At 72.0% G+C, this 5,532-nt stretch carries 5 protein-coding genes and 1 tRNA gene; 2 read left to right on the top strand and 4 right to left on the bottom strand.

Translation table 11 applies throughout. The features are described from left to right. Positions 1–45 precede the first annotated feature (45 nt). The 3 genes from nusG to ACFU7Z_RS35400 form a co-directional block, all read right to left on the bottom strand. Entirely contained in the window at positions 46–921 is an 876-nt protein-coding gene (gene nusG, locus ACFU7Z_RS35410; protein ID WP_375876146.1) for a transcription termination/antitermination protein NusG, read from the bottom strand. 209 nt (positions 922–1,130) lie between these two features. Then, a complete protein-coding gene (secE, locus tag ACFU7Z_RS35405) occupies positions 1,131–1,457 on the bottom strand; it encodes a preprotein translocase subunit SecE (protein WP_049651985.1) in 327 nt (108 codons plus the stop codon). Between the two features lie 145 nt (positions 1,458–1,602). Beyond that, positions 1,603–1,675: transfer RNA gene (locus ACFU7Z_RS35400), tRNA-Trp, on the bottom strand. A 292-nt stretch (positions 1,676–1,967) separates the two neighbouring features. On the opposite strand from ACFU7Z_RS35400, the gene ACFU7Z_RS35395 reads away from it, so the two are divergent. Together ACFU7Z_RS35395 and ACFU7Z_RS35390 are read left to right on the top strand one after the other, a co-directional pair. Continuing rightward, positions 1,968–3,215 (top strand): pyridoxal phosphate-dependent aminotransferase, encoded by a 1,248-nt coding sequence (locus ACFU7Z_RS35395; protein WP_375876145.1) that lies wholly within the window; start codon positions 1,968–1,970, stop codon positions 3,213–3,215. Between the two features lie 128 nt (positions 3,216–3,343). Continuing rightward, positions 3,344–4,408, top strand: coding sequence for an adenosine deaminase (locus ACFU7Z_RS35390; RefSeq protein ID WP_049651987.1), 1,065 nt, complete (start codon positions 3,344–3,346; stop codon positions 4,406–4,408). Between the two features lie 6 nt (positions 4,409–4,414). Here ACFU7Z_RS35390 and ACFU7Z_RS35385 read toward each other — a convergent pair whose 3' ends face one another. After that, complete coding sequence (locus tag ACFU7Z_RS35385; protein ID WP_380782103.1) at positions 4,415–5,458, bottom strand: UDP-N-acetylmuramate dehydrogenase; 1,044 nt, start codon at positions 5,456–5,458, stop codon at positions 4,415–4,417. Positions 5,459–5,532: the final 74 nt, after the last annotated feature.

Genomic DNA, 5,532 nt, shown 5'->3' with positions numbered 1-5,532 from the left:
GGGCGGAGGCTCCTCGCCCCCGCCCCGAACCCGAAGACGGTATGACTAGTTCTTCTGGATCTGGTCGAAGGAGAGCTCGACCGGGGTCTCCCGGCCGAAGATCTCGACCAGGCCCTTGACCTTCTTCGAGTCCGGGTTGATCTCGTTGATGGTCGCCTGGAGGGTCGCGAACGGACCGTCGGTGACGGTGACCGAGTCGCCGACCTCGAAGTCCAGCACCTGGATCTCGCTCGGCTTGATCGGCGAGGGCTTGCCGGCCTCCTTGGCCGCCTGGCGCTCGACGTCGGGGGCGAGCATCTTGACGACCTCGTCCAGGGTCAGCGGGTACGGGTCGTAGGCGTTGCCGACGAAGCCGGTGACACCCGGGGTGTTGCGCACGACGCCCCAGGACTCGGGGGTGAGGTCCATGCGCACCAGGACGTAGCCGGGGAGCTTGTTCTGGCGGATGGTCTTGCGGTCGCCGTTCTTGATCTGGACGACCTCCTCCTGCGGCACCTCGGCCTGGAAGATGTACTCCTCGACGTTCAGCGAGACGGCGCGCTGCTCCAGGTTCTGCTTCACCCGGTTCTCGTAGCCGGCGTAGGTGTGGATCACGTACCACTCGCCCGGCATGAAGCGCAGGTCCTCGCGGAACTTGGCGACCGGGTCGACCTCGTCGGCCGACTCCTCCTCGGCCTCCTCGGCGTCCTCGACGGACTCCTCGGCCTCGGCGTCGCCCTCCACGTGCAGCGCGGCCTCCTCGGCGGGCTCGCCGGCCTCGGCCTCGTCGTACGCCTCGACCTCGTCCTCGTCGCTGTCCGCGGCGTCCACGATCTGCTCGGCGGACTCGGCGTCGTCAGCCGGCTCGGCCGCGTCCAGCTCGGCGGCGCCATCCGCCTCGCGGACGGTCTCGTCGGCGTCGTACAGGGGGGACTCAGACACGGTGGCGGCTTCTTTCCTGGAGATGGTGAAGGTGGCGCGCTCCTCGACCGGCCCGGCGGACGGCCGCTCGCGCGGGCGCCAGGTGAGGTCTCGGAGACTTCAACAGTACCGAGTCCACGGTAGCCGCGCGTACGTCCGGCGCCGACAGCTCGACCCGGGCCGAGTAATCGGCCCGGGTCGGGAGGCTGTTCGAGAGGTGGGGCGGCCGGTCAGCCGAAGACCAGGAGGCTCAGCTTGGAGAAGCCGTAGTCCAGGCCGGCCACGAAGGCCATCATGACCACCACGAAGGTGACGACCACGGCGGTGTAGTTGGTGAGCTCGCCGCGGGTCGGCCAGACGACCTTGCGCAGCTCGGCGATGATCTGGCGGTAGAAGAGGGCGGTCCGTGCGAACAGGCCCTTCTTGGCCCGCTTGCCTGACTTCTTCTGCTTGCCGGACTTCTTGTCGCCCTCGGCCGATGCGATCTCGGCAGCGCCGTCGGCACCCTCGGGGTTGCCGCTCTCAGGCGTTGCGGTGGAGCCCGTGGTCTCCGTCACTCGTCCTCACCTGAATCCGGGTCCTGCCGGCTTCGCCGCGCACCCGGTGGGGGCGGCCAGTCGGCTAGCGGTGCTGATCGGTGCCATCTCCGCATCAAGCCCGCTCACTCCTGTGGAGCGAACGGGCTGAAAACGGATCTAGCAGCAGGGCAAGAGGGACTCGAACCCCCAACCGCCGGTTTTGGAGACCGGTGCTCTACCAATTGAGCTATTGCCCTACGGTGCCTCGCGGCTCCGGTGGCGACCAACCTACCGTATCTCCCCCCGCTGTCTGCACAGGCGGTGAAAGCTCCGGTTGTCGGCGGGCCGTCGAGCAGCGAGTGTACGTGGTCGAGGGGTGTTTGGTCGAACTTCTTCTTCCGGCTTCTCTTCCGGACCGGCCGCTCCCCCGGCGGACGTCCGGTCCGGCGGGACCCCTTCCGACGGACCGTCGGGCCGCGATTCGGACGGGAACGTACGGATGCCGATACCCCGATGCCCGGTAGGTCCCGGTTCTGCGACGATGCAGGCATGAGCGCTTCCACCCCGCAGCCCGACCAGTCCATCCGCCCCGCCGACCGCCGGGTCTCCGCCCGGATCGGCGCGATCGCCGAGTCCGCGACCCTCGCCGTGGACGCCAAGGCCAAGGCCCTCAAGGCCGCCGGCCGCCCGGTCATCGGTTTCGGTGCCGGCGAGCCCGACTTCCCCACCCCGGACTACATCGTCGAGGCGGCCGTCGAGGCCTGCCGCGACCCGAAGAACCACCGCTACACCCCGGCGGGTGGCCTGCCCGAGCTGAAGGCCGCGATCGCCGCCAAGACGCTGCGCGACTCCGGCTACGAGGTGGACGCCTCCCAGGTGCTCGTCACCAACGGCGGCAAGCAGGCGATCTACGAGGCGTTCGCGGCGATCCTGGACCCGGGCGACGAGGTCATCATCCCGGCCCCGTACTGGACCACCTACCCGGAGTCGGTCCAGCTGGCCGGCGGCGTCCCGGTGGAGGTCGTCTCCGACGAGACCACCGGTTACAAGGTCTCGGTCGAGCAGCTGGAGGCCGCGCGCACCGAGAACACCAAGGTGGTGCTGTTCGTCTCGCCGTCCAACCCGACCGGCGCGGTGTACACCGAGGCCGAGGCCGAGGCGATCGGCCGCTGGGCGCTGGAGCACGGCCTGTGGGTGCTCACCGACGAGATCTACGAGCACCTGGTGTACGGCGACGCCACCTTCACCTCGCTGCCGGCCCTGCTGCCCGAGCTGGCCGAGAAGTGCATCGTGGTCAACGGTGTCGCCAAGACCTACGCGATGACCGGCTGGCGGGTGGGCTGGGTGGTCGGCCCCAAGGACGTCATCAAGGCCGCGACCAACCTCCAGTCGCACGCCACCTCGAACGTCTCCAACGTCGCCCAGCGCGCCGCCCTGGCCGCCGTGGCCGGCGACCTGGACGCGGTCGCCGAGATGCGCGAGGCCTTCGACCGCCGCCGCAAGACCATCGTGCGGATGCTCAACGAGATCGAGGGCGTGCTCTGCCCCGAGCCCGAGGGCGCCTTCTACGCCTACCCGTCGGTCAAGGGCCTGCTGGGCAAGGAGATCCGCGGCCGGCGCCCGCAGACCTCCGCCGAACTGGCCGCCCTGATCCTGGACGAGGCCGAGGTCGCGGTCGTCCCGGGCGAGGCCTTCGGCACCCCCGGCTACCTGCGGCTCTCCTACGCGCTCGGCGACGCCGACCTGGTCGAGGGCGTCAGCCGGGTCCAGAAGCTGCTCGGCGAGGCCCGCGACTGACCTCGGGTCCGTCCGCCGACGTCAACCCGACGCCAGGGTTTCACCCGGCGCACCGCCCCCTTTCACCCCTTCAGGGGATGTAGAGGGGGCGGTTCCCGTTCAGGGGCCGCATACGGCAGTATCGGTGAATGGAACGCCTGTTGAACCCGCGAGACGTCAGGGGCCTCCCGAAGGCCCACCTGCACCTGCACTTCACCGGCTCGATGCGGCCCGCCACCCTCCTGGAGCTGGCGGACAAGCACGGCGTCCGGCTGCCGGAGGCGCTCAGCTCCGGCGAGCCGCCCCGGCTGCGGGCCACCGACGAGCGGGGCTGGTTCCGCTTCCAGCGGCTGTACGACACCGCCCGCTCGGTGCTGCGGGACGAGGAGGACATCCGCCGGCTGGTCCTGGAGACCGCCGAGGACGAGCGGCGGGACGGCTCCCGCTGGCTGGAGATCCAGGTCGACCCGACGTCGTACGCGCCCCGGCTGGGCGGACTGATCCCCGCCCTGGAGCTGATCCTGGACGCGGTGGAGCACGCCGCCGCGGCGACCGGCGTGGGCATCCGGGTCCTGGTCGCGGCCAACCGGATGAAGTCCCCGATGGACGCCCGGACGCTGGCCCGGCTGGCCGTCCGCTACGCCGACCACGGGGTGGTCGGCTTCGGCCTCTCCAACGACGAGCGCCGGGGCCTGGCCCGGGACTTCGACCGGGCCTTCGCGATCGCCCGCAACGGCGGGCTGCTGGCGGCCCCGCACGGCGGCGAGCTGTCCGGCCCGGAGTCCGTCCGGGACTGCCTGGACGACCTGGGCGCCGCCCGGATCGGCCACGGCGTACGGGCCGCCGAGGACCCCCGGCTGATGGAGCGGCTGGCGGACCGGCAGGTCACCTGCGAGGTCTGCCCGTCCTCCAACGTCTCGCTCGGCGTCTACGAGCGCCCCGAGGAGGTGCCGCTGCGCCGGCTCTTCGACGCCGGGGTGCCGCTCGCCCTGGGCGCGGACGACCCGCTGCTGTTCGGCAGCCGGCTGGCCGCCCAGTACGAGCTGGTCCGGGACGTGCTGGGCTTCTCCGACGCCGAACTCGCCGAGCTGGCACGGCAGTCGGTGCGCGGCTCGGTCGCGCCGGAGGCCGTCCGCAAGGAGCTGCTGGCGGACATCGACGCCTGGCTGGTCGGCGACCGCGCCCCCGCGGAAGCGGCCGCCGTACCCGCCTAGCCGCTGCTAGAGCTTGACGCCCACCATCACCGGCTCGTTCACCAGCTCCACCCCGAAGGCCGCGCGGACCCCGTCCCGGATCTCCCGGGCCAGCGCCAGCAGGTCCTCGGCGGTGGCCGAGCCGCGGTTGGTGAGCGCCAGGGTGTGCTTGGTGGAGAGCGTCGCCGGGCCGCCGCCGTAGCCCTTGCCGAAGCCCGCGCGGTCGATCAGCCAGGCCGCCGAGGTCTTGGTGCAGCCCTCCGGGGCCGGGTAGGCGGGGGCGTCCTCGGTGCCCGGGCGGGTGCGGAAGGAGTCGTACTGCGCGGCCGTGAGCACCGGGTTGGTGAAGAAGGAGCCCGCCGACCAGGTGTCGTGGTCCGCCGGGTCCAGCACCATGCCCTTGCCGGCGCGCAGCAGCAGCACCGCCGTCCAGGCCGTGCCGACCGCCACCCGGGCGCCCGGCTCGACGCCCAGGTGCCGGGCGGTCTCGGCGTAGCGGACGGGGGTGGAGAGCCCGTCGTTGTCCTCCAGGCGGAACCGCACCCGCAGCACCACGTAGCGGTCCGGCTCGGCCTTGAAGCGGCTGTGCCGGTAGGAGAACCCGCACTCGGCGTTCGAGAGGGTGACGACCTCGTCGGCGGTGCGGTCGTACGCGACCACCTCGGTGATCGACTGGGCGACCTCCTGGCCGTACGCGCCCACGTTCTGCACCGGGGTGGCGCCCGCGGAGCCGGGGATGCCGGCCAGGAACTCGATGCCCGCCAGCCCGTGGTCGCGCACGGTGCGGTGGACCACCTCGGACCAGGTCTCGCCGGCCGCGACCTCCAGCGCGGTGCCGTCCAGGGCGAAGCCCTCGGTGGCGATCCGCAGCACGGTGCCGGGGAAGCCGGCGTCGCCGATCACCAGGTTGGAGCCGCCGCCGAGGACGAGCAGCGGCTCGCCGGCCGCGTCGGCCTCGCGGACGGCGGCGATCACCTCGTCGTCGGTGTGGGCGGTCACCAGGCGGCGGGCCGGGCCGCCGAGCCGGAGCGTGGTCAGCGGGGCGAGGGGGGCGTCGTTTTCTACCAGCACGCCCACCAGCGTACGGGGGAGGGGTCCGCCGACCGGAACGCGATTCCCGTCGGCGGGCCCCTCCCCTACGCCCC

This window comes from Kitasatospora sp. NPDC057518 (assembly GCF_042802075.1).
GTDB lineage: Bacteria > Actinomycetota > Actinomycetes > Streptomycetales > Streptomycetaceae > Kitasatospora.
The sequence above is the reverse complement of the archived record's forward strand: the minus strand, read 5'-3'. Positions and strand labels throughout refer to the sequence as shown.

Coding starts and splice junctions, on each gene's coding strand:
- ACFU7Z_RS35395 (WP_375876145.1), top strand. CDS start 1,968: ATGAGCGCTTCCACCCCGCAGCCCGACCAGTCCATCCGCCCCGCCGAC.
- ACFU7Z_RS35390 (WP_049651987.1), top strand. CDS start 3,344: ATGGAACGCCTGTTGAACCCGCGAGACGTCAGGGGCCTCCCGAAGGCC.